The sequence below is a fragment of the Methylorubrum sp. Q1 genome, from assembly GCF_004683995.1.
In the GTDB taxonomy this organism is placed as follows: domain Bacteria; phylum Pseudomonadota; class Alphaproteobacteria; order Rhizobiales; family Beijerinckiaceae; genus Methylobacterium.
Genome location: NZ_SRHQ01000030.1, coordinates 1 through 22,188, shown reverse-complemented (window position 1 = coordinate 22,188; position 22,188 = coordinate 1). Strand labels below are relative to the sequence as shown.

At 69.7% G+C, this 22,188-nt stretch carries 21 protein-coding genes; 12 read left to right on the top strand and 9 right to left on the bottom strand.

The genetic code is table 11. The features are described from left to right. Window positions 1–3: 3 nt before the first annotated feature. Complete coding sequence (locus E4V01_RS22175; protein WP_060768237.1) at window positions 4–2,070, top strand: methylmalonyl-CoA mutase family protein; 2,067 nt, start codon at window positions 4–6, stop codon at window positions 2,068–2,070. A 190-nt stretch (window positions 2,071–2,260) separates the two neighbouring features. On the opposite strand, the gene E4V01_RS22170 is transcribed toward E4V01_RS22175, so the two are convergent. Beyond that, window positions 2,261–2,428: a DUF2490 domain-containing protein gene (locus E4V01_RS22170; RefSeq protein ID WP_245517647.1), complete on the bottom strand. Its 168-nt coding sequence runs from the start codon at window positions 2,426–2,428 to the stop codon at window positions 2,261–2,263. Window positions 2,429–2,704: 276 nt separating this feature from the next. Then, window positions 2,705–3,451, bottom strand: coding sequence for a glucose 1-dehydrogenase (locus tag E4V01_RS22165; protein ID WP_135299874.1), 747 nt, complete (start codon window positions 3,449–3,451; stop codon window positions 2,705–2,707). A 108-nt stretch (window positions 3,452–3,559) separates the two neighbouring features. Between E4V01_RS22165 and E4V01_RS22160 the strand changes: the two genes are divergently transcribed. Continuing rightward, the gene (locus E4V01_RS22160; RefSeq protein ID WP_060768239.1) at window positions 3,560–3,889 is read left to right on the top strand and encodes a helix-turn-helix transcriptional regulator; all 330 of its coding nucleotides are present in this window, start codon (window positions 3,560–3,562) and stop codon (window positions 3,887–3,889) included. 151 nt (window positions 3,890–4,040) lie between these two features. Beyond that, on the top strand, window positions 4,041–5,102 hold the full coding sequence (gene trpS / locus E4V01_RS22155) for a tryptophan--tRNA ligase (protein WP_135299855.1): 1,062 nt from the start codon (window positions 4,041–4,043) through the stop codon (window positions 5,100–5,102). Window positions 5,103–5,115: 13 nt separating this feature from the next. On the opposite strand, the gene E4V01_RS25840 is transcribed toward trpS, so the two are convergent. Continuing rightward, window positions 5,116–5,289 (bottom strand): hypothetical protein, encoded by a 174-nt coding sequence (locus E4V01_RS25840; RefSeq protein ID WP_003597291.1) that lies wholly within the window; start codon window positions 5,287–5,289, stop codon window positions 5,116–5,118. A gap of 160 nt (window positions 5,290–5,449) precedes the next feature. On the opposite strand from E4V01_RS25840, the gene leuD reads away from it, so the two are divergent. Further along, window positions 5,450–6,055, top strand: a complete 606-nt coding sequence (gene leuD / locus E4V01_RS22150; protein ID WP_135299854.1) for a 3-isopropylmalate dehydratase small subunit — start codon at window positions 5,450–5,452, stop codon at window positions 6,053–6,055. A gap of 59 nt (window positions 6,056–6,114) precedes the next feature. Here the strand turns inward: leuD and E4V01_RS22145 are convergent, their stop codons facing one another. Together E4V01_RS22145 and meaB are read right to left on the bottom strand one after the other, a co-directional pair. After that, entirely contained in the window at window positions 6,115–6,732 is a 618-nt protein-coding gene (locus tag E4V01_RS22145; protein WP_135299853.1) for a peptidase C15, read from the bottom strand. Next, entirely contained in the window at window positions 6,729–7,718 is a 990-nt protein-coding gene (gene meaB / locus E4V01_RS22140; RefSeq protein ID WP_060768242.1) for a methylmalonyl Co-A mutase-associated GTPase MeaB, read from the bottom strand. The genes E4V01_RS22145 and meaB overlap by 4 nt, the downstream gene beginning before the upstream one ends. Before the next feature lie 146 nt (window positions 7,719–7,864). Here meaB and E4V01_RS22135 point away from each other — a divergent pair, with 146 nt between their 5' ends. Both E4V01_RS22135 and E4V01_RS22130 read left to right on the top strand, forming a co-directional pair. Next, on the top strand, window positions 7,865–8,899 hold the full coding sequence (locus tag E4V01_RS22135) for an alpha/beta hydrolase (RefSeq protein WP_060768243.1): 1,035 nt from the start codon (window positions 7,865–7,867) through the stop codon (window positions 8,897–8,899). 185 nt (window positions 8,900–9,084) lie between these two features. Further along, entirely contained in the window at window positions 9,085–9,432 is a 348-nt protein-coding gene (locus tag E4V01_RS22130; protein WP_060768244.1) for a hypothetical protein, read from the top strand. 108 nt (window positions 9,433–9,540) lie between these two features. Here E4V01_RS22130 and E4V01_RS22125 read toward each other — a convergent pair whose 3' ends face one another. After that, window positions 9,541–11,421 carry a S9 family peptidase gene (locus E4V01_RS22125; RefSeq protein WP_135299852.1) on the bottom strand — a complete coding sequence of 627 codons (1,881 nt, stop codon included), beginning with the start codon at window positions 11,419–11,421 and terminating at the stop codon, window positions 9,541–9,543. Window positions 11,422–11,489: 68 nt separating this feature from the next. Then, entirely contained in the window at window positions 11,490–12,407 is a 918-nt protein-coding gene (locus tag E4V01_RS22120; RefSeq protein WP_060772096.1) for a L,D-transpeptidase, read from the bottom strand. 340 nt (window positions 12,408–12,747) lie between these two features. Between E4V01_RS22120 and E4V01_RS22115 the strand changes: the two genes are divergently transcribed. The 4 genes from E4V01_RS22115 to E4V01_RS22100 all read left to right on the top strand — a co-directional run bounded on the left by E4V01_RS22115 (window position 12,748) and on the right by E4V01_RS22100 (window position 19,662). Further along, the gene (locus E4V01_RS22115; RefSeq protein WP_135299851.1) at window positions 12,748–13,002 is read left to right on the top strand and encodes a hypothetical protein; all 255 of its coding nucleotides are present in this window, start codon (window positions 12,748–12,750) and stop codon (window positions 13,000–13,002) included. A gap of 132 nt (window positions 13,003–13,134) precedes the next feature. Then, the gene (locus tag E4V01_RS22110; protein ID WP_060768247.1) at window positions 13,135–14,382 is read left to right on the top strand and encodes an exonuclease SbcCD subunit D; all 1,248 of its coding nucleotides are present in this window, start codon (window positions 13,135–13,137) and stop codon (window positions 14,380–14,382) included. A gap of 11 nt (window positions 14,383–14,393) precedes the next feature. Beyond that, window positions 14,394–18,140 (top strand): AAA family ATPase, encoded by a 3,747-nt coding sequence (locus E4V01_RS22105; protein ID WP_135299850.1) that lies wholly within the window; start codon window positions 14,394–14,396, stop codon window positions 18,138–18,140. A gap of 262 nt (window positions 18,141–18,402) precedes the next feature. Further along, a complete protein-coding gene (locus E4V01_RS22100; protein ID WP_060768249.1) occupies window positions 18,403–19,662 on the top strand; it encodes a nitrate/nitrite transporter in 1,260 nt (419 codons plus the stop codon). 81 nt (window positions 19,663–19,743) lie between these two features. Here E4V01_RS22100 and E4V01_RS22095 read toward each other — a convergent pair whose 3' ends face one another. Further along, a complete protein-coding gene (locus E4V01_RS22095) occupies window positions 19,744–20,511 on the bottom strand; it encodes a ComF family protein (protein ID WP_135299849.1) in 768 nt (255 codons plus the stop codon). A gap of 29 nt (window positions 20,512–20,540) precedes the next feature. After that, a complete protein-coding gene (locus tag E4V01_RS22090; protein ID WP_060772097.1) occupies window positions 20,541–20,768 on the bottom strand; it encodes a hypothetical protein in 228 nt (75 codons plus the stop codon). Between the two features lie 202 nt (window positions 20,769–20,970). Between E4V01_RS22090 and E4V01_RS22085 the strand changes: the two genes are divergently transcribed. Further along, window positions 20,971–21,864, top strand: a complete 894-nt coding sequence (locus tag E4V01_RS22085) for a methyltransferase domain-containing protein (protein ID WP_135299848.1) — start codon at window positions 20,971–20,973, stop codon at window positions 21,862–21,864. After that, the coding region (locus E4V01_RS22080; RefSeq protein WP_135299847.1) for a DUF427 domain-containing protein at window positions 21,861–22,188 on the top strand (328 nt) is incomplete at its 3' end. The genes E4V01_RS22085 and E4V01_RS22080, both read left to right, overlap by 4 nt.

Here is a 22,188-nt window from a genome sequence, read left to right as displayed (position 1 = left end):
GGGATGAGCGCGCAAGCGAGCGTCGCCGAGGTCAAGCGCGACAAGCCGTGGATCATCCGCACCTATGCGGGGCATTCCACGGCGGCGGAGTCGAACAAGCTCTATCGCGGCAACCTCGCCAAGGGTCAGACCGGCCTCTCGGTCGCCTTCGATCTTCCGACGCAGACCGGCTACGACCCGGATCACGAACTCGCCCGCGGCGAGGTCGGCAAGGTCGGCGTCTCGATCGCGCATCTCGGCGACATGCGGGCCCTGTTCGACCAGATCCCGCTGGCGCAGATGAACACCTCGATGACGATCAACGCCACGGCGCCGTGGCTGTTGTCGCTCTATCTCGCGGTCGCCGAGGAGCAGGGCGCGCCGCTCGCGGCACTCCAGGGCACCACGCAGAACGACATTATCAAGGAATATCTCTCGCGCGGCACCTACGTGTTTCCGCCCGCGCCCTCGCTTCGGCTCACCAAGGACGTGATCCTGTTCACGACCAAAAACGTGCCCAAGTGGAACCCGATGAACGTCTGCTCCTACCATCTGCAGGAGGCGGGGGCGACGCCGGTTCAGGAACTGTCCTACGCGCTGGCCATCGCCATCGCCGTGCTCGACACGGTGCGCGACGATCCCGATTTCGACGAGGCCAGCTTCTCCGATGTCTTCAGCCGGATCTCGTTCTTCGTGAACGCCGGCATGCGGTTCGTCACCGAGATCTGCAAGATGCGGGCATTCGCCGAGCTGTGGGACGAGATCGCCCAGGAGCGCTACGGCATCACCGACGCCAAGAAGCGGATTTTCCGCTACGGCGTGCAGGTCAACAGCCTCGGACTGACGGAGCAGCAGCCCGAGAACAACGTCCACCGCATCCTCATCGAGATGCTGGCGGTGACACTCTCGAAGCGCGCCCGCGCCCGCGCGGTGCAGCTTCCGGCCTGGAACGAGGCGCTCGGCCTGCCGCGCCCGTGGGACCAGCAATGGTCGATGCGGATGCAGCAGATCCTCGCCTTCGAGACCGACCTGCTCGAATACGACGACATCTTCGACGGCTCGACGGTGATCGAGGCCCGCGTCGAGGCGCTCAAGGAGCAGACCCGGGCCGAGCTGACGCGCATCGCCGAGATCGGCGGAGCGGTCACGGCGGTGGAGGCGGGCGAACTCAAGCGGGCGCTGGTCGAGTCGAATGCCCGGCGCATCTCGGCGATCGAGAAGGGCGAGCAGATCGTCGTCGGCGTGAACAAGTGGCAGCAGGGCGAACCCTCGCCGCTGACGGCCGGGGACGGCGCGATCTTCACCGTCTCGGAGACGGTGGAGATGGAGGCCGAAGCCCGCATCCGCGAGTGGCGCTCCAAGCGCGACGACCGCGCGGTCGGCCAAGCGCTCGCGGATCTGGAACAGGCCGCGCGCTCGGGCACCAACATCATGCCACCCTCCATCGCCGCCGCGAAAGCGGGCGTGACGACCGGCGAGTGGGGCCAGCGCCTGCGCGAGGTATTCGGCGAGTACCGCGCTCCGACGGGCGTGACACTGCAGACCGTCACCTCCGGGGCGGCGGAGGATGCCCGCCTGCTCATCGCCGATCTCGGCGAACGGCTCGGCGAGACGCCCCGCCTCGTCGTCGGCAAGCCGGGCCTCGACGGCCACTCCAACGGTGCCGAGCAGATCGCGCTGCGCGCCCGCGACGTCGGCTTCGACGTGACCTATGACGGCATCCGCCAGACGCCGACCGAGATCGTCGCCAAGGCGAAGGAACGCGGCGCCCACGTCATCGGCCTCTCGGTGCTGTCGGGCAGCCACGTCCCACTGGTGCGCGAGGTGAAGGCCAAGCTGCGCGAGGCCGGGCTCGATCACGTGCCGGTCGTCGTCGGCGGCATCATTTCGACCGAGGACGAGCTGGTGCTCAAGAACATGGGCGTCACCGCCGTCTACACGCCGAAGGACTACGAACTCGACAAGATCATGGTCGGGCTCGCCAAGGTGGTGGAGCGGGCGCTCGACAAGCGGGCCGCCGACCGAGCGGATACGGAGGCCGGCGTGCCGGGCGCACCGAAGCGGAACGAGGGCGGGGCGCAGGTCTTCTGAGATCCGCCGCGTTTGACCAGGAGCGGTGCTGAACGGATCGTCACCGCTCCCCTGGGTCGATGTCCGCGATCCTCGCCGAGCCGGCGTCGACCGCGACGCGTCGAGCCTCTCAGGATCGAACGAAAAGATTGAGCGACAGGATGTGATCCAGCTCAATCCCGCTGGCCTGCGTCCGAGCCGTCCGGTTCAGTCAGCCGATCTCGACCGTCGATTTCCCACCGATCGGCAGCTCGAGGCCGATGAAGGCCCGGACGCGGTCGAAGCCGGCTCGAGCACCCCAATCCGTGTCGTTCAAGGCGACGAAAAGCTCTGTCCAACCGACGGCCGGGACACCGCCCCACTCTTGCGGCAGGAGCATCGCCCCTCGTCGGCTCAGGGCGTCAAGACTAGAATGTGATTGTCCGCTCTCCAAGCCTAACGTCAAGCTCACCGCGGGGTCGCATGCGACATGAGCCGCGAACGGGCTTGGGTTGAGACCGTTTTCGACGCGACGCACCCACTGACGAGGCTGCCGCCTTCCGCAGGAATCGTTGAAACGACGCGGGCCGACAATGATCGAACATGACCGGCCCGCCCCCTTCACGGTTTCTTCCTGCACCCACTTCGCGTGGGTGCGAGATAGAAACACAACGCCTTAGCGAACGCCGCCGCTGGCGTTGATCACTTCACCGGTCACCCAGCGGGCATCGTCGGAGGCAAGGAACGCGACGACCCCGGCGATGTCGTCCGGTCGGCCGGATCGGCCGAGCGGTGTCTGTGCGACGAGGCCGGCCTCCATCTCCGAGCCGGCGATACCGGCGGTGTGGGTGCCCTCTGTCACGACGTAGCCGGGGCTGACGACGTTGACCCGGATCGCGCGCGGGGCCAACTCGTTAGCAAGGACGCCCGAGATCGCGTTCAAGGCCCCCTTGGTCCCGCTATAGACTGCACTCGTCGGCATCAGCACGTCGGTGACGACGGAGGAGATGTTGATGATGCTCCCGCCTTCCCCCAGGTGTTTCGATGCCGCCTGGGTTGCGAGCAGCACACCAAGCACGTTGACGTCGAAGAGGCGGCGGTAGTGCTCTTCGGTCACTTCCTCGATCGCCGCGAATTCGTAGACGCCGGAATTGTTCACCAGCACGTCGAGCCGGCCGAACTGCTGCACCGCCGCCTCGACCAAGTCCCGCGCCTGCGCGGCCTGCGAGACATCGGCCTGGACCGCGACGGCCCTGCCGCCGGCGGCCGTGATCGCATCGACGACGGCATCCGCGCCGGCCTTGCTCGATGCGTAATTGACGACGACGGCCGCGCCATCCTTCGCCAATGCCTTTGCGATGGCGGCACCGATCCCCTTGGACGCGCCGGTCACGACCGCGACCTTGCCCTCAAGCTTTGACATCTGTGCTAACCCTTTGACATGGGCCGGCGCCGATACGGTCACCTCAGTCCCATAGTTCGGGATTTCGGAACTATCGAAGCAAGGTTCAAGCCCCCATATGGATGAATCATGAGGCCCCTGTTTCACCCAGCGATTGAGGACGTCCAGCCGGAGGCGATCCTCCACGCCCTGTCCGATCCGCGCCGGGCGGCCATCTTTGCCCGGATCACGAAGGCGGGGTGCGTTGAAGCGTGCTCGGCCCTCTCATCGGTGGGCGATCAGGTGATCCCGAAATCGTCGCTGTCCAGCCACTTCAAGGTGCTGCGCGAGGCCGGCTTGATCCGCTGCGAGCGCCACGGCGTCGAGATGCGCAACCACTCGCGCTGCGCGGAAGTGGAGGCACGGTTCCCCGGTCTGCTCTCCGCGATCATGAATGCCTACGCGGCGCGGGCGTCGTGATCGCTCACGGATGACGAGGCTGCGGGACGGGGGGCGCCCGAGCGCGGCCCATCCTGCTTGACCGGCCGCCGCTGCGGGTGCCAGAAACCGCCGCTTCAAGCGGGATGCGAGATCGCCTCGACCCGGACCTTCTTTCCAGGGACCCGCGCCGATGGCCGCGTTCACCGAACTCGTGTTCTCCGGCGTCCAGCCGACCGGGAACTTGCACCTCGGCAACTATCTCGGCGCCATCAAGCGCTTCGTCGAGATGCAGGAGCGCGACGCGCAGTGCCTCTATTGCGTGGTCGATCTCCACGCGATCACGATGTGGCAGGACCCGGAGGCGCTCAAGGGCCAGATCCGCGAAGTGACGGCCGCCTTCCTCGCCGCCGGCATCGATCCGAAGCGTTCCATCGTCTTCAATCAGTCCCAGGTGCCGCAGCACGCGGAACTCGCCTGGATCTTCAACTGCGTCGCCCGCCTCGGCTGGCTCAATCGCATGACGCAGTTCAAGGACAAGGCCGGCAAGGACCGGGAAAACGCCTCCATCGGTCTCTACGATTACCCCGTGCTGATGGCTGCCGACATCCTCGCCTATCGTGCCACGCATGTGCCCGTGGGCGAGGATCAGAAGCAGCACCTCGAACTGACCCGCGACATCGCGCAGAAGTTCAACAACGACTTCGGGGGGTCGATCCTGGCGCATGGCCACGGCGAACAATTCTTCCCGATCACTGAACCGCTGATCGGCGGGCCGGCAGCGCGCGTGATGTCCCTACGCGACGGCACCAAGAAAATGTCGAAGTCGGACCCATCCGAATACTCGCGCATCGCGCTCACCGACGACGCCGACGCCATCGCCCAGAAGGTGCGCAAGGCCAAGACCGATCCGGAGCCTCTCCCCTCGGAGGTCGCGGGCTTGGCCGGCCGGCCGGAGGCCGACAACCTCGTCGGAATCTTCGCGGCGCTGCGCGGCATCACCCGCGAAGAGGTGCTGGCGGATTTCGGCGGCGCGCAGTTCTCCAGCTTCAAGCCGGCTCTGGTCGATCTCGCGGTCGAGACGCTGGCGCCGATCGGTGCCGAGATGAAGCGGCTCGTCGCCGATCCGGCCTATATCGATTCTGTTCTCGGAGACGGCGCGAGCCGGGCCGAGGCGATCGCGGCGCCGACCTTGGATGCGGTCAAGGACATCGTCGGCTTCGTCCGGCGCGGGCCGGCGCTCAGGATGGTTTAGGGGCGTCGCGCCGTCACCGCCGGGGCTCGTCCTTGCGCAGGTGGCGGCCATAGGCCTGCTCCTTTTCCTCCCGCTCCTTGATCAGGTCGGCATAGGCTTGGCGCATCTCGGGGGAAACGCTTACGCTCTTGCCCTTGGCGGGCTTGCGCTTGGGCGCCTTCTTGAAAGTGTCTGACGTGTCGGCCATCGGTCTCGCTATCCCCCTTCGCGACCCATCTTATCATAACGCAAGCGCAATGCCGGCTGAAACGGAGCGGCTACCGGCGAAGCGCGTGGACTGCTAAAGACCGGCGGACCGAGGCCGGAGGCTCTGTACCCGGCAGCCGACGACGATTTCGAGAAGACCCATGGAAAAGTTCACGACCCTGGAGGGCGTCGCCGCGCCCATGCGGATCATCAACATCGATACCGACCGCATCATCCCCAAGCAGTATCTCAAGACGATCAAGCGCACCGGGCTCGGCCAGGGCCTGTTCTCGGAGATGCGCTACAACGACGACGGCTCGGAGAATCCCGATTTCGTCCTCAACCAGCCGGCCTACCGCCACGCCAAGACCCTGGTGGTCGGCGACAATTTCGGCTGCGGCTCCTCGCGCGAGCACGCGCCCTGGGCGCTGGCCGATTTCGGCATCCGCTGCGTGATCTCCACCAGCTTCGCGGATATCTTCTTCAACAACTGCGCCAAGAACGGCATCCTCGCGATCGTCGTCTCGCCGGCGGATCTGGAAAAGCTGTTCCAGGACGCGGAGCGCGGCGCCAATGCGACACTGACGATTGATTTGGCGGCGCAGACCATCAAGGGCCCGGACGGCGGCACCCTGCATTTCGACATCGACGAGGGCCGCAAGCACAACCTGCTCAACGGCCTCGACGAGATCGGCCTGACCCTCGACCAGAAGGCTCCGGCAATCGACGCCTACGAGGCGAAGCTCGCCCAGCGCGAATGGGCCTGAGGACGGGATAGAGCATCGTCCTTTTCCGAAGGCCGGCAACCACCTTTCGGGACGATGCTCTAAGGCTGCGCCCTGCCCCGCAAGGCGAGCACCCGCGCCGCTCCGATCAAGGCTCCGGTCCATCGATCGAGCGCGGGCCGGCGGCCTCCGCCGGCCTTCGGACGCTGGGTGCGCGGCGGCATCGGGATATGCACGAAAACCGCCGGGCACCCCGTCGCCAGAACCCGATAATACGAGGCGTTGCACAGGTAGCGTCCGGCATCGCGTGAAGCGGCGGCATCGAGGCCGGCGCGCTTCAGGGCGACCTGCACCTGCGCCGCCGCCCCGCTCCATCGCTGCGCCGGTCCATCCGGCTCGAACGCGAGCGATTTCCCCACCGTCCCACCCGCATCGGGAAACAACCGGCTGACCCGGTTGACCGCCCGCATCTCGATGCAGACGCGGGACCGGCGCGCGGCGACGCCAATCATCAGCACGGCACGCGGCCGCCTCGCCAGAACCGGAGCGAGTTGCGTGTCGAGGGCGTCGTAGCGCGTATCGAGCACGACGCAGTCCGGCGCGTAGCCGAGCCGGCGGCGCAGATGCGGCGAGGCCGCCAACCGCCGTGCAAGGCGCGCGCTTGGGTTGTCGGGCACGGTCGGGAACGGGCCGAAGCCCGTGATGAGCAGACGGCTCACAATCCGATCAGGGTGGCGATTGTATCGGCCCCCGCGGCGGGCGAGTGTTCGCCGCCCGCGACCGCCCGCTCCGCCGCGGCGGTGGCTTGCCGCACCTCGGCGCTGCCGACGAGGCGCTGGTGCAGCCGCTCGTGGACGAGAGCCCACATCCATTTGACGTCCTGCTCACGGCGCTTGCCCGCGATCTCGCCGGTGGCGGTGAGCTTAGCGCGGTGATCCTCGATCCGGCTCCAGAGGGAATCGAGCCCCTTGCCGTGCAGGCCCGAGATCGTGACCACCGGCGGCGTCCAAGTGGCGGAGGGCGGTGTCAGGATGTGGAGCGCGGCGCGGTATTCGGAGGCCGCCGCACTCGCCCGCCGCTCGCCGTCGCCATCGTCGGCCTTGTTGACCGCGATCATGTCGGCGAGTTCGAGAATGCCCTTCTTGATGCCCTGAAGCTCGTCGCCAGCACCCGGCAGCATCAGCACGAGGAAGAAGTCGGTGAGGTCGGCCACCGCCGTCTCCGACTGGCCGACGCCGACGGTCTCGACCAGAATCACGTCGAAGCCGGCCGCCTCGCACAGCAGCATCGTCTCGCGGGTCTTGGCCGCGACGCCGCCGAGCGTACCCGAGGAGGGCGAGGGTCGGATGAAGGCGTTGCGGTCGATGGCGAGCCGCGCCATCCGCGTCTTGTCGCCGAGGATCGAGCCGCCGGTGCGGGTCGAGGACGGATCGACGGCGAGCACCGCCACCTTGTGGCCCGCCGCGGTCAGGAGCGAGCCGAGCGCGTCGATGGTGGTGGACTTGCCGACGCCCGGCACGCCGGTGATTCCCACGCGGATCGCCCGCCCCGTATGCGGCAGCACCGCGTCGATGAGGTCACGCACCGCCGCCCGGTGATCGGCCCGGCGCGACTCGGCGAGCGTGATGGCGCGGGCGAGCGCCGCCCGGTCGCCGGCCAGAAGCCGCTCGCGGAGTGTGTCCATGTCGGGAAGGGTCGCGCTCATGGCCCCTTCATGCCGGGGCTGCGGGCGGGCGTCGAGTGCCCAAAATCCCAATCGTGCCCCGCCACGGTCAAGATCCTGCGCGAAGGAGGAGCGCCCAGCGCCGGCTTGCCACCGGAGCGGGATTCCTCGGGGACTCGAAACCGCTCATGCAGCCCTCCGACGCGACCCGCCGCTCTCTCCTGCGCCTCATGGGGTTGGCTGGCGTGGCCGGACTCTCCCCTGCCCTGTCGGCCTGCGTCATGGACGGGCTTGCCACCGGCACCGTCGGCGAAACGCAGTCGGCGCTCGACGTGAGCCCGGTGCTCCTCATCGCCACCACCCGTCGCCCCGCCGCCGGCAATCCGCCGAAGGCGCCGTTCTTCGGCTCGGAGCGCGGCCGGGGCCTGAGCTTTGCCGAGGCGCGCATGACCGCGCCGGACCGCTCGCTGATCGGTAAGGTTTCGGCGGTGGTGGGCGGTGATTGGGGCGTCCGCTCCGTCGGCGACGTCACGACGGGGTCGGGCGCGGCGGCGGCCTTCGCCCAATCCGCCTTCGGCCGCGACGTGCTGATCTACGTCCATGGCTACCGCGAAAGCTTCGAATCGGCTGCGGTCAGCGCCGCCCGCCTCTCCGACGGCATCCGCTTCAACGGCGCCTCGGCCCTGTTCACATGGCCCTCCGCCGCGGCGACCTTCGATTACGGCTACGACCGCGAGAGCGCGCTGTGGTCCCGCGACGCGTTCGAGGACCTCCTGAAGACCGTGGCGACCACGCCGAGCGGCGGGCGCATCCACATCGTCGCCCACTCGATGGGCACGCTCCTCACGCTGGAGACTTTGCGCATGCTGCGGGCCGAGGCCGGCGAGGCGGCGGTCGCCCGGATCGGCGCAGTGGTGCTTGCCGCCCCGGACATCGACATCGACCTGTTTGCCAACGGCGTCGAGCGCCTGGGCCCGGACGCCAAGCGCATCACCGTCATCTCGGCGACGAACGACCGCGCACTCGAACTGTCGGGCGCCATTGCCGGCGGTGTCGTCCGCGCCGGCGCCGCCGACCGGGAGCGCCTGGAGGCTTTGGGCGTACGCGTGGCCGATGCCTCGGATTACGGCGGCGGCCTCTTCAACCACGATCTGTTCCTGTCGAACCGCGAGGTTCAGGCCGTCGTGAAGCGGGCCGTCTCGCGGGGCAGCAGCGGCACCTGAGGCAAAAGCAGGCGCGTCGATTGTCGCTTTGCGGCGATTGCTCTGAACGCGTGGCTTTCGCCCATCGACGAATCCGACCCCGGCGTCCTACAAGCGCCGCCGAACCCGGCCAGTCCGGTCCGGGTTTCCCGCGCAGCGCCGCCTGTCGGCCCGCGGCTCTTTCCCCTCTTTCGAGGACAGTCCCGATGTTCACGCTCGAGATCGACGGCAAGGCGATCGCGGTCATCAACGGCGACGAGGCGACCGCCCGCGACCTGTTCACCTGCGACGGCTTCAAGGAAGACATCCGCACGATGACGATCGACGGCCAGCCGATCTGGAACGGCACGTCGGACCTGATCGTACGCAAGGCCAATGAGGACGAGATCGAAGAGTTCGAGGACGCGCTCGCCGCCGATGACGGCGAGGGCGATTTCGAGCCCGACGCACAGCACGATGCGAAAGGCGACGGCTCCGACGACGAGGACGAGGCCGACATCGTCTTCCTCGTGGACATCGACGACGAGGACGAGGATCAGACGCTCGACGCCTGACGGAACGCGGATTTCCACCTCAACAAACGCCATGCCGGCGAAGGCCGCCGGCATGGCCCTGCATGATCGGGAGGCGCGGCGCCGGCCCTTTCTGAACCGGCGGCGGGATTAGCCTTCCCGCACCACCTGCATCGACGTCCCGGCCGATTCGTCCTCGCGGATCGGCTCGCAGCGCCCGCCGAGATGGCGCGCCAGGAACTCCTCAGCGCGGGCGAAGAAGGCGAGCCGGTTGGCCGGGCGCACGAGGCCGTGGCCCTCGTCCGGAAACAGCAGGTACGTCACCGGGATGCCGCCGCGCTCCATCGCCGCGACCATCTGATCGGATTCGGCTTGGCGGACCCGCGGATCGTTGGCGCCCTGCACGATCAAGAGCGGCGCCTTGATCCGGTCGGCGAAGGTGACCGGGGAGCGCTCGCGGATCAGCGCCATGCCCTCCTCGGTATCGGGATCGCCGATGGCGCGGTGGAGCTGCGCCCGCATCGCCTCCCAATAGGGTGGGATCGTCCGCACCAAGGTTTCGAGGTTGGCCGGGCCGACGAGGTCGATGCCGCAGGCGTACGATCCCGGATTACGGGTCAGCGCCATCAGCGTGGCATAGCCGCCGTAGCTGCCGCCCATGATCGCGACGCGAGCGGGATCGGCCACACCTTGCGCCACCGCCCAGGCGACGGCGTCGCTGAGGTCGTCGTCCATCCGCCGGCCCCATTCGCGGTCGCCCGCATTGAGGAAGGCTTTCCCGAAGCCGGTCGAGGAGCGGAAGTTGACGCTGAGCGCGGCATAGCCGCGGTTGGCCAGCCATTGATGGATGCCGTCGAAGCCGAAGCTGTCGCGCGCCCACGGGCCACCATGGACGAGCAGCACCAGCGGGCCGGGGCCCTGCGCGTCGAGCGGGCGGCTGAGATACGAGACGAGATCGAGGCCGTCACGGGAGCGGATGATCGCCGGGCTCATCGGGGCGAGCGGCGCACCCTCCAGCTCCGGCCGGGCGCTGCCGAGCGAGCGCAGCGTCTTCGCCCGTCGGTCGTAGATCGCAGCCTCGCCGACGCGGGTGTCGGCGCGGGCCACCACGATCCAGAGCGTATCGTCCTCGGTGCGGCTCGCCGGATACCAGTCGCCGAGCCCCTGCGTTTCGAGGAAGGCGAAGTCGTCGGTCAAGCGCGGGTCGAGCACGTGCCAGGATTTGCGGGCATGAGTGACCGAGTAGGCGACCGGCTCGTGCGTCTCGGCATCCTGCAGCACCGCGCCGATATCCGCCTCCTCGTGCGCGGCGAGCACGCGGGTCTCGCCGGTGGCGAGATCGATGCGGGTGAGTGCGGCGGTGTTGCGCCCGCGGCTGTCGCGGCAGAACAGGGCGGTGCCAGCGGCGTCGAGATTCTCCGCGCCGGAGACGCGGGCATCCTCCGGCGGGAAGGTGAGCCACGGCTTCCAGTTCGCACCGTCCGGGGCGATCAACTGGCTCGAACCGTCCGGAAGGTTGCGAAAGGCGAAGCGCACGGCGTAGCGCTCGTCGATCAGGAAGCCGGCGAAGCCCGGATTCTCGATCACGAGGCTGCGCTCGCCGGTGGCGAGATCGACGCTGTGGAGATCATGAAAGCGCGGGTCGCGGTCGTTGATCGCGACGAGCACGCGGTCGCGCACGATTCGGCTCAAGCCCACGATCGCCGCGGCAATGCCGGGGATCGGCGTCAGGTCGCGCCGTACGCCCGTGGTGAGATCCACGGCGTAGAGGTGGTTGTTCTCGTCGCCGTCCGCGTCCTGCACGTAGAGCAGGTGGCGCCCGTCATAGGCGAAGGCGTAGGCGTCGATGCCGCGGCGCCGGTCGGCCGTGACGGGCACGGCCGCATCGAGGTCGTCGACCGGCGCCGACCAGATGTTGAGCACGCCCTCATGGGGCGCCACCCAACCGAGCCGGCGCCCGTCGGGGCTGATCTGATGACCGTAGCGCGTCGGGTTACCGAAGAGATGCGCGCGCGGGATCAGATCGACCATGATGCTTCCTCGTTTCGGGCGCCCTTCGTCCGAAGGCGGGCGGACCGTGCGAGGAAACTATCGCGGGATCAGCCGAGCACCACCACCTTCGCGCCGACTTCGACGCGGTTGAACAGGTCGATGGCGTCCTGATTGATCATGCGGATGCAGCCGGACGACACGCTCTTGCCGATAGAGTGCGGCTCCAGCGTGCCGTGGATGCGGAACAGCGTGTCCTTGTTGTTCTGCCAGAGGTACATGGCCCGGGCGCCGAGCGGGTTGCGGCTGCCGCCGGGGACGCCGAGACCGCTCTGGAGCTTGTCGACCTCGCGGGCGAGGTCCGGCCGGCGGGCGATCATCTCCTTGGGCGGATACCAATCCGGCCAGGCCTGCTTCGAGTTGACGGTGGCGCTGCCCGACCACGAGAAGCCCTGCTTGCCCACGCCGACGCCGTAACGCCGCGCCCGGCCGTTCGGCAGGACGAGGTAGAGGAAGTGCGCCTTGGGATCGACGACGATGGTGCCCGGAGCCTCGTTCGTGCGGAAATCGACCTCCTGGCGCAGGTAGACCGGATCGAACTTCTTGTAAGGGATCGCCTGGACCGGGAACGGCTCGTTGGCGATCGCCGCGTAGGCCCGCGTGTAATCGATCGGGCCGCTATCGGGCTCCTGCGGCGGCACCGGATAACCGGCCTGCTGCTGGCGCGGCGTCTGGTTCGGCGCCTCGGCGGCCGGCGGCTCGCCCGTGCGCTCGGCCCGGCGACGGGCATAGGCCTCGGCGTCGAGATCCGTCTGCGAATCCGGCACCGGCCGTCCGTTGCTCACCCGGCCGTTATAGGGAACGTATTGCCCGCCCCGGCGGCGGTAGAGTTGGCCGGCGCTGTCCTGATAGAGACGGTCGTCATCGAAGCCCTCGAAACTCTGGGCGAGGACGCGCGCCGGAAGGCTCGCGAGCCCGAGGCTCGTCACGGCTCCGAGAAGAAGCTTACGGCGGTTCTGAACTGACATGGATCGCTCGATCGAATAGGCCGGGCCGGGAAACGTCTCCGGAATACGGGAAACGGTCACGATCATCCGGGCCGGCTGAACTGCCCCGCTTGCTCCCTAGCAAGGAAGCGGCCTGGCGTCAGGGCCGAACGCAACCGTCACGCCTCTTGCACCGGCAAGTGTGCGAACATTGTGTCCGAAAGGTTACACGCACGGCCGCCATGCGCGGAATGAGGAGCTTTAACGATTTCGTAAAAAAGGTGCGGATTCCGGGGCGAATTGTGGCGGGCGGCAATTGCATTGGCCGAGCCGGTCTCTAGATCAAGCGTAGCCGTTCGGCCCGATCCACGGACCCCTTCCCTTGCGCGCCTCCCTCCTCCGCTCCTCGCTCGGACTGCTTTGCCTCGGCCTGACTCTGCCCGGCGAGGCCCTCGCCGCCCGCAAGGCGGCTCCCCCGCGCCCGGCGCGGACGGCGGTCGCGCAGGCGGCACCGCAGACGCTCGGGCCACAGACCGCCTGGACCGCCGCCGAATCCCCCAACTGCAACCGCGTGCGGCGCAAGCTCTGGCAGGCCGACGAGGGCTGGATCGTGAAGACGGTCACCGTCTGCCACTGAGCCGATCGCCCACAAGACACAGGAGATCTCGGCCTCGCGGCCGGGATGCTCTCGAAGCCGGCGGCCTAACCCGCTACAAACCGCTCGAGGCGGCGACGGTCGCGGCCCCGGTAGCGGTGAGTGGCGTCTCCAGTGATCCGCGTTCTCCATACGGGCGACTGGCATATCGGCCAGACGCTGCGCGGCTTCTCGCGCGAACGCGAGCACGACGCGGTGTTCGGCTGTCTCGAGAGCATCGTCGTGGAGCGCGAGGTCGATGCCCTCGTTGTGGCCGGCGACGTGTTCGACAGCCAGAACCCGTCCGGCGAGTCGCAGGCGCGCTTCTACACCTTGATGGCGCGGCTCCACGCGGCGCGGCCGGCCATGACCATCGTCATCACCGCCGGCAATCACGATGCCGCCGGGCGGCTGGAAGCACCGCGCCCGCTGCTCGAAGCCATCGGCGTTCACGTTGTCGGCAATGTCCGCCGCCGCGACGGCGCGATCGACCTCGACCGGCACCTCGTGCCGGTTCGCTCGGCCAACGGAGAGGTGGCGGCGCAGGTGCTCGCCGTTTCCTATCCCACCGCTGCCTGCCTGCCGCCGCTCTCGTCGCTCGGCCGGCAGCCCCGCATCGGCGAGACCTCGCCGATCGTGCGGGCGGTGCGTGACCTCTACGGCCAGCTGTTCGAGGCGGCGCGGCCGCGTCTCGCCGGCCTGCCGCTCCTCGTCACCGGCCATCTCCATGTGGCGGGCGGGCTCGAATCGGAGGGGGCGGAACGGCGCATCCTCGTCGGCGGCGAGCATGCCGTGCCGTCCGACGTATTTCCGGAGGAGGCGCGCTACGTGGCGCTCGGACATCTCCACCGGGCGCAGGTGCTGGGCCGGGGACAGGTGCGCTATTGCGGCTCGCTGATCCCGCTTTCGGCGGCCGAGCAGCCCTACCGCCACGGGGTCACCCTGGTGACGCTCGGCGCGGGCGCGGCGGACATCGAGCATATCGCGATCCCCCGCCCCGTGCCGTTCCTGCGCCTGCCGGCATCGGGCGACATGCCGCTGGCCGATCTCGGCGACCATCTCAACGCCCTGGCGCTCGACGACGATCTGCCGATGGAGGCGCGGCCCTACATCCAGGTGCGGCTCGCCCGCGAGGGATTGCTGCCCGGTTACCGTGCCGAGGTGGACCGCATCGCCGAGAGCTTTCCGGTGCGCGTGGTCGACGTGCGGGTGACGGTGCCGCCGCGGGCCGCGATCGAGATCGTGGAATCCGAGGCGCCGCCGCCGCGCCTGTCCGAGCGCGACCCGGAAGAACTGTTCCGCCTCGCCTACCGCGCCAAATGGGACGAGGAACCCGAGCCCGTCCATCTCGATGTGTTCCACCGCGCACGAGCGGAAGCCTGAGGCTTTAGCGCATGCGCATCCTCGCGATCCGCGGCGAGAACCTCGCGAGCCTCGCCGCGCCCTTCGTGGTCGATCTCGCGGCCGAGCCGCTCGGCGCAACCGGTCTGTTCGCCATCACCGGCGAGACCGGCGCCGGCAAGTCCACCATCCTCGACGCGCTCTGCCTTGCCCTCTACGGCCGCTATCCTCGCGTCGCCGTGACCCGACGGGAGGACGTGCCCGATCCCGGTGGCGAGGCGCTGAGCGCCAGCGACGGGCGGGCGATCCTGCGCCGGGGCGCAGGCTCAGGCTATGCCGAGGTCGATTTCATCGGCCAGGACGGCGTCGCCTACCGCGTCGGCTGGGAAGCCTACCGCGCCCGCAACCGGGCAAACGGCAAGCTCCAGGCCGAGCGTCGGCGCCTGCACCGGCTCGACGACGGCAGCGCCGTCGCCGCGGGCAAGACGCAGGTGCTCGACCGGGTGGTCGCACTGACCGACCTGACCTTCGACCAGTTCCGCCGCACGGTGCTGCTGGCGCAGGGCGAGTTCGACGCGTTCCTTCTCGCCGCCGAGGGCGAGCGGGCCGAGCTTCTGGAGAAGATCACCGGCACGGCGATCTATTCCGAAATCTCGAAGCGGGTGCATCTCGGCTACGAGGAGCACCGCCGCGCGGTCGAAGCGCTGGAGGTCCGCCGCGGCGAGATCGGTCTGCTCGATGCGGAGAGTCTGTCGAGCCGCAACGCCGAGCGCGAGGCTCTGCGCGCCGGGGTCGAGACATGGCGCGGCGAGCAGGCGGCGGTCGGCCGCATCCTGGAGACGGCCCGCCGGATCGAAGCCGCGCGCGCGGCGCTCGCGGAGGCCGAACGGCGCGCCGTATCGGCGGGTGAAAGCCTGGACGTGGCCGGGCCGAACCGGGCCCGGCTCGCCGAACTCGACGCGGTCGAGCCGCTGCGCGGACGGGCGGAGGCGTTGGGCGAGACCGCCCGCGAGCGCGGCGAGGCACAGGTGCGGGTCGAGGCGGCCGGTGCCCGTGTCCGAGCAGCCCGCGACGCCGCCGAGGCAGCCGAGGCGAGGCGGGCTGAGGCGAATGCCGGGGACGAGGCGGCGGAAGCCGTCTTCAAGAGCTTCGGGCCGCTCTGGGACCGGGCCGCCGCGCTCGACGCGACCATTGCCATCGCCGAGCAGGAAGCGGCCGATGCCGCGCAGGCGGCCCTCCGATCGAACGAAGCGGCGGCAGCGGCGGATGCCGCGCTCACCGCCGTCGAGCGCCGCCTCGACGAGGCGCGGGCAGAACGCGACGCCGCGGCCCGCCAGCTCGACGCCGACCGCAGCCATGCGGCGCTGGCCGAACGCGGCGACGACGTCGCCCGGCGCATCCGTGAACGGGCGCGGCTGCACGAGCAGGCGGAGGTAGCGGGGAAGGAAGGCGCGGCGCGGCGAGCGGAGATCGCCGGCTGCGACGGCGAGTCGGAAGCCGGCACTGCCCGCCTCGCCGCGTTCCGCGCCCGCCGGGAGACGTTGGCCGGCGCTCGCGCGGAACGCGAGGCGGCACTCGCTGCGCTCGCCGAGCCTGCCGCGCAGGCGCGCAGCGCCGCTCTCGAAGGACTGCTCGATGCCCTGCGCGAGGCCTACGCCCTGGCCGGACGCCACGGCACGGCGCTCGCCGACCGCGCCGCCGCCGCGGAGGCCGAGGCGGAAGCCGGCCTCGTCGCGACCGAGGCTACCGCGCGCTGCGGGGCGGAGGACCAAGCGTTGCACGAGGCCGGGATCCGCCGCGCCGAGATCGCGCCCCTGGCCGAACTCGCCGAGGAGAGCGTCTCGCGCGAGGCTGCTCGGCTGCGCAGCCTGCTCGTCGCTGGCGGACCCTGCCCTGTCTGCGGCAGCCCCGACCATCCCCACGCCCACGAATCCGACGGCGCGCTCGGCCGTCTCGCCGAGGAGATGCGGACCCGTCGCGCCGAACTCGATGCCCGCATCGGCGAGCACCAAGCCGCCCGCGACCGCGCCCGCGGTGACCTCGCGGCGGCGGAGGGCCGGCGCGACGACGCCCAGGAGCGGGCCGCTGCGGCGGCCGAGGCGGCGGCGGCCACCGCGGCCCGCTATCGCGCCACGCTGCCCGGTCTCCTGGCCTCGCTCGAAGCGTCTGGCCTCGCGGCCGTGTTGCCGCCGGGGCCCGATGCGCCAGCGCTCGCCGCGGCCGGGACGACCGCCCGCACCGAACGCGACGCCACGCTTCAGGTGCTTGCCACGGCGCGGACGCTGCGCGGCGAGATCGACGGCCTGATCCGCGAACGCGACGCGGCGGAGGCGCGGGCCGAAGCCGAGGCCCGCGCGCTCGACGCCCTCACCCGGCGCCGGACCGAGGCGGGGTTCGCGGCCGAGCGCGCGGAGAGCACGCGGGCGGCCCTCATCCAGCGCGTGGCGGACCTGGCGGATGAGATCTCGCCCGCCCTGAGCGCCGCCGATCTGAGCCTGGCCGATCTCGATCGGGCCCCGGAGATGTGCGCCGACCGTGTCGCGACGCTCGGGCAGGCTTACGCAGCGTTGCGGACCCGGCTTGCCGGACTGGAGGCGCAACTCGGCGCCCTGGCGCCCGAACGGGCCGCCGCCGCATCCGCGCGGGAGGCCGAGACGCGGGCCGCCGTGAAGGCCCGCGCGGAGGCCGAGGAACGGCAGACTCGTCTGAAGCAGGCCCGCATGGAGCGCGCCGGCCTCCTCGGCGGCGAACCGACCGGCACCCACCGCACCCGGCTCAACAGCGAGCGCCGCGCCGCCCGCGAAGCCCTCCAGGCCGCGCAGGCCGCTTGCGCCGAGGCCGCCCGCGCGTTGACCGCTGCCGTCACCGACGAGGCCGGTGCCATCGCGGCCTCGGAGCGAGCCGCCGCCCGCCACAGCTCGGCCGACGACGCCTTCGCGCAGGCCTGCGGCGAGCGTGGGCGCGAGGCGGTGGCCGCGCTGCTTGCCGTGCCGACCGAGACCCGCGACGCACTGCGGGCCGGCCTCGACCGGCTGGAGCGCGAGGCTGCCGCGGCGCGAACCGCCCTCGCCACCCGCCGCGCGGATGTCGAAGCCCTGGACACCGAGGCCGGGATCGACGTTGCCGCTGCTGAAGCTGAGACGGCCCGGCTCGCCGACGCCATGGCGCAGGCCCAGCAACGCCTCGGCGCCCTCGATGCTGAGTTGCGCCGGGACGAGGCCGCCCGCGCCAAGGCCGCTGACCTTGCAGGGGAGATCGAGGCCGCAACGGCCGAGCTGACGACGTGGCACCGGGTCGAGGAGGCCATCGGCTCGGCGGGCGGCGACCGCTTCCGCCGCTTCGCGCAAGGAGTGACCCTCGATCACCTCGTGCATCTCGCCAATGAACAGCTCCGGGCCCTGAGCCCCCGCTACCGCCTTGCCCGCAGCGTCGGCGCCGACCTCGCCCTGCATGTGGTGGACCGCGACATGGGCGACGAGCGCCGGGCGACCCGTAGCCTGTCGGGCGGTGAACGCTTCCTCGTCTCGCTGGCGCTGGCCCTGGCCCTGTCCGGCCTCGAAGGGCGGCAATCCTTCGTCGACACCCTGTTCATCGACGAGGGCTTCGGCTCCCTCGACGCCGAGACCCTCGACCTTGCCGTCGATGCCCTCGAAACGCTCCAGGGCCGCGGCCGCAAGGTCGGCGTCATCACCCACGTCGCCGGGATGATGGAACGCATCGCCGTGCAGATCCGGGTGGAGAAGCGCGGCAGCGGCCGCAGCGTGGTCCGGGTGGTGGATCGCGGTGCCGCCATTGTTTGAGGCAACGTCGCCACTGCATCGTTCATAGGCAGCGGTGCCCGCATCGGCAGCACGCGGCGGTCGCATCCGGGCGTGGCCGTCGGTTTCAAGCGGGGAGAGAGTTGGCACGCCGGCTGCATTGTCGGCCTCGCAGCCCTTGGGCGGCGAGCGGGGCAACGGCGCCTCGCGCTCGGACGGCGCATGTCCGGACACAGTCTTCCGCATGAATGACCGCGCCCGGCTAAAAGCCAGCGGCGCGTCTTCGAGCCCAACGAGCACGCCGATGGCATCCTTCAAGACCGTGATGAAGTCGGGCCACCCCCCGACCCTGTTCGCCGCCTTCCTCTATTTCGATTTCTGCTTCGCGATCTGGGTGCTCAACGGCGCCATGGGTCCGTTCATCACCGAGACCTACGGCCTGACCCCGGCCCAGACCGGCTTCATGATCTCGCTGCCGATCCTGGCCGGCGCGATCATGCGCTTTCCGCTCGGGATCCTCGCCCAGTATATCGGCCGCAAGAACGCGGCGCTGACGGAGATGGGCGTCATCGTTCTGGCGATGGCCTACGGCTTCTTCTTCGTCTCCTCCTATAACGACGTGCTCGCCATGGGCGTGCTGCTCGGCATCGCCGGCGCCTCGTTCGGCGTGGCGCTCTCGCTCGGCTCGGGCTGGTTCCCACCGGAGCACAAGGGGCTCGCCATGGGCATCGCCGGGGCCGGCAATTCCGGCACCGTGCTCGCCGTGCTGTTCGCACCGCCGCTGGCGCAGGCCTATGGCTGGCAGGCGGTCTACGGCTTTGCCGGCCTCGTGATGATCATCCCGATCCTCGTGATGATTGTCCTCGCCAAGGAGCCGCCGGACTGCCACGGCCAGACCTTCAAGGAGCACGTCTCCTGCCTGTTCACCAAGGACGGCTGGTCGTTCTCGCTGATCTACATCATCACCTTCGGCGGCTTCATCGGACTGTCGAACTTCCTGCCGACCTTCTTCTACGAGCAGTTCGGGGTCACGAAGGTCGAAGCCGGGCGCCTCACGATGCTGGCCGCCCTGATGGGTTCCGGCATCCGCATCCTCGGCGGCTACTTCGCCGACCGGATGGGCGGCATCCTCGTCCTCTCCCTGGTGCTGCTGGCCGCGATCGGCTCGTTCCTGGCGCTGACCACCACGCCCTCGCTCGCCGTGACGACGTTGCTGTTCATGCTCTGCTTTGCCGCACTCGGTGCGGGCAACGGGGCGCTGTTCCAGCTCGTGCCCCTGCGCTGGCCGACCAACACCGCGGTCGCCGGCTCGATGATCGGCGAGGTCGGGGCGCTCGGCGGCGCGATCCTGCCCAACGTCATGGGCTTTTCGAAGCAATATACCGGCGGTTTCGCCACCGGCTTCGTGGCCTACGCCCTGTTCACCGGCCTCGTGCTCGGCTGCCTGTTCCTGTGGCAGCGCAAGTGGGTCGGCGCCTGGGTTGGGCCCCGCGGCAAGGTTCTCGACCAGCCGGCCGAGGCGAAGGTCCAGGCCGGGGGCGGCATGGAACCGGCAAGCGCCTGAAGCGCATTACTCCGTGTGAGATGGATCGGTTGGACGGGGGCCCTTGCGGCCGCCGTTTCCGTTTGCGGCAATGGAACGGGCTTACAGCCCATCCCGCGTCACCGTCGCGAAGGTGAGGAGATCGACGCTCGCCGCCCCGCCGCGCAGCAGCACACGTGCGGCGGCATTGCCTGTGGCACCCGTGGTGGCCACGTCGTCGATCAGCAGAAGGCGACGGCCGGCGATCCGCGATCGCGCGTCGTCCGGCACTCGGAAGGCGCCCTGAAGGTTCATCGCGCGCTGATGGCGGGTCAGGCCGACCTGGGGCCGGGTCGCCTTCACGCGGGCGAGCGCCCGCAGATCGCACTTTGTTCCCGAAACCCGGGCGATCTCTCGAGCCAGCAGGGCCGACTGGTTGAAGCGCCGCCGCCAGAGGCGCAGGCCGTGCAGAGGCACGGGCAGGATCAATTCGGCCTCGTCCAGCAGCTCACGCCCGGCCGAGGTCATCATGCGGGCCATGGTCCAGGCGAGATCGAGCCGGTCGTTGTATTTGAGACGATGAACGAGGTCGCGTGCGGTGCCCTCGTAGACCGCGACGGCTCGCGCCCGACCGAAGGCCGGTGGTTCGGCGATAGCGCCGGGCGACAACAGGCGGCCGACGCCGAGATCCAAGGCGAAAGGAGTGCCGAGCCGCTCGCAATAGGGCCGCTCGATCAGCCGCAGACCACTCCAGCAGGCGGCGCAGAGAGCATGCGGTTGACCGGTCGCCGCTCCGCAGGACACGCAGGTCGGCGGATAAATCAGACCGATGACGGTCGAAGCGATGCGCCGCGCGCCGACCCGCAGAGCGGGAAGACCGGGCGCTGCCATCAACGAATGATCGCCGTCACACGCCGCCGTCAGTATGCGCGGCCGCCCTGATCACCCTGCTGACCCGCCTTGTCCTTCTTGTTCGCCTGATGCCGGCCCACGGCACATCCGGCCGCGGCACCCATGACGCCGTGCCCGGCCATGTGCCCGGCCAAGCCACCCACCACGGCACCCTTCAGGCAACCCTTGGCCTCCGCGGTGCTGGCCAGCGCGACGGCGACAAGGATCAGAGCGGCGCGGATCAGAATCCGTGTCATCTTCAACCTCCTCGATCGACGAGCAAAACGGAGAGACCGGGATTCCGTTCCAGGACATCCCAACCGGACGGTAGTGAAGACGCATGATTCGCGAAATCGTGAAACCGCGCCGTGCACCGCCGGAAGGAGGCCTGCGGACACAGGGCCGGGATCGAACTTACGCCCTGGCCGCCGCGCCCTTGGAGCCCCATCTCCCCGATCGATGAACGAGTCCGCCCCCCTGTTTGATCCCGCCCTTGTTCGACGACGCATCGCGCGTGCCCAGAGATCGGGTTATGCCGGCTTCCTGCTCGAGCGGGTCGCTGAGGATCTGGAGGATCGTCTGGCGGCGGTCACCCGCCCCTTTCCCCTCGGGCTCGATCTCGGCACGCCGCTTCCCCTCGTGGCCGAGCGCCTGTTGCAGAGCGGCCGGGTCGAGCGGATGATCCGCCTCGCTCCGGTCTCCGGACCCGGCAGCTCCGTGGTCGGCGACCCTGAATTGCTGCCGTTCGGTGGAAATGCCGGGTTCGACCTCGCGGTGTCGGCCCTGGCGCTTCAGCACGTCAACGATCTGCCGGGCGCCCTGCTGCAACTGCGCCGGGCGCTCAAGCCAGACGGCCTGTTCCTCGCCGGCCTGCTTGGCGGGGCGACGCTGACGGAGTTGCGCCAAGCCTTCCTCCAGGCCGAGAGCGAGACCGAAGGCGGCGCGAGCCCGCGCGTGGCGCCCTTTGCCGAACTGCGCGACCTCGGCGGCCTGCTTCAGAGGGCGGGCTTTGCCCTGCCGGTGGTGGACGCGGACACCATCACTGTTCGCTACGGCGACCCCTTCTCGCTGATGCGCGATCTGCGCGCCATGGGGCTGACCAACGCCCTGCATGACCGCCGCCGTGCGCCGCTGCGCCGGGCGACGCTGATGCGGGCCGCCGCGATCTATGCCGAGCGCTTCTCCGACCCGGACGGGCGGCTGCGGGCGACCTTCGAGATTCTGTGGCTGTCCGGCTGGGCACCGCATGAGAGCCAGCAGAAGCCGCTTCGGCCCGGCAGCGCCAAGACACGGCTCGCGGATGCGCTCGGTGCTGCCGAACATCGGTTTCCGATCCGGGAGGAGCCGGCATGAAGGAACCCGGCCCCGCCCACCCGATCACCATCGCGCCCCACCCGACACCCGTGCGGGTGCGGCTCGGCGGGCGCATCGTCGCCGAGACGCGGCGGGCGCTGAAACTGTGCGAGGCGGGCTACGAGCCCGTTCTCTACCTCCCGCGCGAGGATGTCGCTGCGGACGCGCTCGCCCCGAATCCGCGGCGGACCTTTTGCCCCTACAAGGGCGAAGCCTTCTATTTCGACCTAAGCGTCGGCGGCGCGACCCGGGAAGCGGCGGCGTGGTCCTACGAGAACCCGTTTCCGGCGGTGGCCCGCATCCGCGGCCACGTCGCCTTCTATC

Coding starts and splice junctions, on each gene's coding strand:
- E4V01_RS22120 (WP_060772096.1), bottom strand. CDS start 12,407: ATGTCAGTTCAGAACCGCCGTAAGCTTCTTCTCGGAGCCGTGACGAGC.
- E4V01_RS22130 (WP_060768244.1), top strand. CDS start 9,085: ATGTTCACGCTCGAGATCGACGGCAAGGCGATCGCGGTCATCAACGGC.
- leuD (WP_135299854.1), top strand. CDS start 5,450: ATGGAAAAGTTCACGACCCTGGAGGGCGTCGCCGCGCCCATGCGGATC.
- E4V01_RS22175 (WP_060768237.1), top strand. CDS start 4: ATGAGCGCGCAAGCGAGCGTCGCCGAGGTCAAGCGCGACAAGCCGTGG.
- E4V01_RS22165 (WP_135299874.1), bottom strand. CDS start 3,451: ATGTCAAAGCTTGAGGGCAAGGTCGCGGTCGTGACCGGCGCGTCCAAG.
- E4V01_RS25840 (WP_003597291.1), bottom strand. CDS start 5,289: ATGGCCGACACGTCAGACACTTTCAAGAAGGCGCCCAAGCGCAAGCCC.
- E4V01_RS22105 (WP_135299850.1), top strand. CDS start 14,394: ATGCGCATCCTCGCGATCCGCGGCGAGAACCTCGCGAGCCTCGCCGCG.
- meaB (WP_060768242.1), bottom strand. CDS start 7,718: ATGAGCGCGACCCTTCCCGACATGGACACACTCCGCGAGCGGCTTCTG.
- trpS (WP_135299855.1), top strand. CDS start 4,041: ATGGCCGCGTTCACCGAACTCGTGTTCTCCGGCGTCCAGCCGACCGGG.
- E4V01_RS22125 (WP_135299852.1), bottom strand. CDS start 11,421: ATGGTCGATCTGATCCCGCGCGCGCATCTCTTCGGTAACCCGACGCGC.
- E4V01_RS22095 (WP_135299849.1), bottom strand. CDS start 20,511: ATGGCAGCGCCCGGTCTTCCCGCTCTGCGGGTCGGCGCGCGGCGCATC.
- E4V01_RS22085 (WP_135299848.1), top strand. CDS start 20,971: ATGAACGAGTCCGCCCCCCTGTTTGATCCCGCCCTTGTTCGACGACGC.
- E4V01_RS22100 (WP_060768249.1), top strand. CDS start 18,403: ATGGCATCCTTCAAGACCGTGATGAAGTCGGGCCACCCCCCGACCCTG.
- E4V01_RS22090 (WP_060772097.1), bottom strand. CDS start 20,768: ATGACACGGATTCTGATCCGCGCCGCTCTGATCCTTGTCGCCGTCGCG.
- E4V01_RS22135 (WP_060768243.1), top strand. CDS start 7,865: ATGCAGCCCTCCGACGCGACCCGCCGCTCTCTCCTGCGCCTCATGGGG.
- E4V01_RS22170 (WP_245517647.1), bottom strand. CDS start 2,428: ATGCTCCTGCCGCAAGAGTGGGGCGGTGTCCCGGCCGTCGGTTGGACA.
- E4V01_RS22160 (WP_060768239.1), top strand. CDS start 3,560: ATGAGGCCCCTGTTTCACCCAGCGATTGAGGACGTCCAGCCGGAGGCG.